We start from the raw sequence: 3,013 nt of genomic DNA, 5'->3' as shown, positions 1-3,013 counted from the left end.
AATCCAAGCGTGTCACTTTATTAGTTTTTGGGCGGCCCATGAGTATAACGTGGTGTAAAAATTTACAGTAGATTACTATGACTCAGATAACTAATCTTTGATCCATTCGCTCTTCGATGTGTGATCTATTTCTCAAGTTAATGGGTTTTGCGTAAGTCCTGAATCTATTGGATTTACACAAAACCCTTTAAATACAATAGGCAAATAATTTATTATTTCTTGATTGGAATTTGATTCCGATGCAAATTAGATTCTAATTTCTTTGAATTTTCATGCTCAAAAGCTGAAGCCATGCGGTCAATCTCCCTTTTTGTCAAACCAAATTGGGTAGCAACCGATCGCCATTCACTTACTGCTAGCGCAACCTCTTTTATAATTTCAAGTGCTCTTGCTTTCTTTATCCGAAACTCATCAATGACGGAAAGCGCCAAATCAATAGAAGCCGTTGGATCATCATAATCAATTGAAGTTGATAACATGCGGCCTTTCATTTCAACGGGGGTTGGATTGACATCATAGGCTGGTGACAATCGCCAACCTTTATGACGTTCATATAAAAAACCATGATTTCTTAAATGATCGTCTGTGTTTGAAATCAGCACGGTAAAGATGATACGCCGCCACAGCTCTTCTAAGTCACTGTTTGGATTTGCACCGTGTTGAGTAATGGCGTAAGTGATTTCAAGATAGCTGTGGGGGTCATTATCCTTTGCGCCTAACATACTCATTGCAGATAAGAATGGAACACGTTGACCTTCGTGACGGTCAAAACGGCGCAGAATCAGCACTGGTTTATCCATGATTGTTTCCAGGCGCCAATCGGTTGTTTTAATACCCGCTTTTTCTGCAAGGGTTAGCGCAACCGCTTCCCAAACAACCACGTTAAATTCATCATCTTTTTTTGGAAATTTAGCGATGGCAAGATGACCGTCTTTATCTCTGACCGATGCTTTTGGCCGTGCCCCACCCAGAGAGGACCCAGGTGCCAATAATATTTTCAAATCTTCAGCTGTTTCTTCGTCATTAAGATAATGTTCAGTTGCAGAAAGTAGTCTAGGAAGATCGATTAATGGGGGTATGCTTTCTTTATCTTTGGGGGTTAGGTAAGGCCCGCCCTCTTTTAGCGAGAAACGTAAAGCGCCCTGACGAGCCTCATCATTAACACCTAACAGATAATCTACTTCTGACAGTGTTCTTGCTGCCTCCCCAATGGATTTTGCCCGCACACTTTCTGCTCGGCGCATCAGCACACGACCCCAGCGATCAGGCGCCGAATCACCAATAGCACCGAATAATATCTGATCCGGTGTGGTATGAAATGCACCAGAGGTTAATTGAAGCGCTGGATCAAGAGCAAATTTTTCCGAATGTTTCAGCCAGTCAGGATCATATTCAAAAGATGCACTTTGCCTGGCGCCACGTTGATGAAACCATAGCTTGCCGATCTTATGCGTTTTTTCGCCAAGCTCAATTGAAACATATATTTCCTGGCTACTCATTTGCTTCTCCTTTATTGCCTTGTGGCGTTCTAATTCTTTTAGGTAGGTTTTCTTCTTCAAGTTCACGCCCGACAATATCCTGAGAAGCATGAGCAAGGGATGCCAAGTGATCAGACATCCCTAGAACAAAAAGAGCAGATGCATACGCACCCATAGATACGCTTGGATCACCTTTTTCAATTTTGTATAAAGTGAGGCGAGAAAAACCGCAGCGCTCAGACATTAGCTCCATAGCTATACGACGACGACGGCGTGCATCACTAATATTCTTGCCCAATATTCTTAAAACTTTCTGTACTGGAATGGGTAAATGTGTTTTTTTGCTCATATTTCAATGCTTAACGTAAGTTATATTTTACATTATAGGGTTTAATGTAAATAATAAGATGCATTAATGGGAAAAGCAAGCATTGAGCCTCTTATGTTTATTATAATTAACATTAAAGTGCTTAGCGTATATAATAATATACATTAAATAATTTATTAAAAGTAAAAAAGCTTAGACATCAGAGCACAGGCTGTTATTCTAGGCGTTAGAGAAGAAGTATTAAAAATGCCCCATTTACGCCCCAGAATTGGTAAGTCGGAAATTAGAACTATATAAATCAATGAGTTACAAAAATTGTCGCGGGTTCAATTCCCGCTGCCCCATATAACTTGTTGATTTTTCTGAATTTTCTTCAATATCCATAGATCCGCGGGGTTCCAGCGGGTTTATTTCACCAAAAAACGCACCCCAATTGTTCAAGGGTTTATACCCAAGCCTGAGTGAATTATCAGGGATCCATTTGCCATAAGTCTTCATTACCATTTCTTTATTCATATGGCCCATTTGACTGGCAACCCACATAATGTTTTCTCCAGCTGATAACATCATAGATGCGAATGTATGGCGAGTTTGGTAAGGGTTTCGATAGCGAACGCCTGCACGTTCAAGCGCATACATCCATGCCGTTCGTCTGATTTGGTGGTCCGTTTCCCAAGCCTTATTGGTACGGGGATTATGAAATACATGCTTACCTTTTTTAAAAGTAAATTCTTTTTGAGCTAATAACGCGGCAATAGCTGGTTCTAATAGCATGACTTCTCGTTCACAATAATACAGGACTTACGCAAAACTCATCAAAACAGATGGACTTTTAAGCTCTTGAATCAAATAATTAGGCAAGAGACTTTTCTTTATCTGATAGACAGTTTTTTTTGTTTTGTAAGCTATTTGTTTCATTTTAACCCAAACAAGTAATGCGCAAGCAATATGATTTCTCTGTATACGTTGCTTTCGACACTCGCATTTTTCGACGCCAGTTAGCTGTTTAATTTCCCGATGAAACTGCTCAATATACCAGCGCATAGCACACACATTTTGAGTGTCATGACTGCAGTGTTGAGATGGGTCGTTAGTGGCCACATAATCGGTCCTGTTGGTAGAAACAGGCACGCGAAACAGTTTCATATAAAAATCACTAGGCATTCCCTTCAGCCGAATTTTTTTACCAAGTTTTAGTTCCTCTTCA

The 3,013-nt window shown here is 40.2% G+C and carries 3 protein-coding genes and 1 pseudogene; all 4 read right to left on the bottom strand.

Going from position 1 to position 3,013, the window contains the following annotated elements:
- Positions 1–212 precede the first annotated feature (212 nt).
- Positions 213–1,559, bottom strand: a complete 1,347-nt coding sequence (locus E1O47_RS11950; protein WP_242602112.1) for a type II toxin-antitoxin system HipA family toxin — start codon at positions 1,557–1,559, stop codon at positions 213–215.
- Positions 1,492–1,827 carry a helix-turn-helix domain-containing protein gene (locus E1O47_RS11945; protein ID WP_133131464.1) on the bottom strand — a complete coding sequence of 112 codons (336 nt, stop codon included), beginning with the start codon at positions 1,825–1,827 and terminating at the stop codon, positions 1,492–1,494. Before E1O47_RS11945 ends, E1O47_RS11950 begins: the two co-directional genes overlap by 68 nt.
- A gap of 285 nt (positions 1,828–2,112) precedes the next feature.
- Positions 2,113–2,580 carry a tyrosine-type recombinase/integrase gene (locus E1O47_RS11940; protein WP_133131463.1) on the bottom strand — a complete coding sequence of 156 codons (468 nt, stop codon included), beginning with the start codon at positions 2,578–2,580 and terminating at the stop codon, positions 2,113–2,115.
- Positions 2,581–2,607: 27 nt separating this feature from the next.
- Positions 2,608–3,013: pseudogene (locus E1O47_RS11935) on the bottom strand (IS701 family transposase); the annotation flags it as partial.

It is taken from the genome of Legionella yabuuchiae, assembly GCF_900640115.1.
Classification (GTDB): domain Bacteria; phylum Pseudomonadota; class Gammaproteobacteria; order Legionellales; family Legionellaceae; genus Legionella_A; species Legionella_A yabuuchiae.
The sequence above is the reverse complement of the archived record's forward strand: the minus strand, read 5'-3'. Positions and strand labels throughout refer to the sequence as shown.

Coding starts and splice junctions, on each gene's coding strand:
- E1O47_RS11945 (WP_133131464.1), bottom strand. CDS start 1,827: ATGAGCAAAAAAACACATTTACCCATTCCAGTACAGAAAGTTTTAAGA.
- E1O47_RS11940 (WP_133131463.1), bottom strand. CDS start 2,580: ATGCTATTAGAACCAGCTATTGCCGCGTTATTAGCTCAAAAAGAATTT.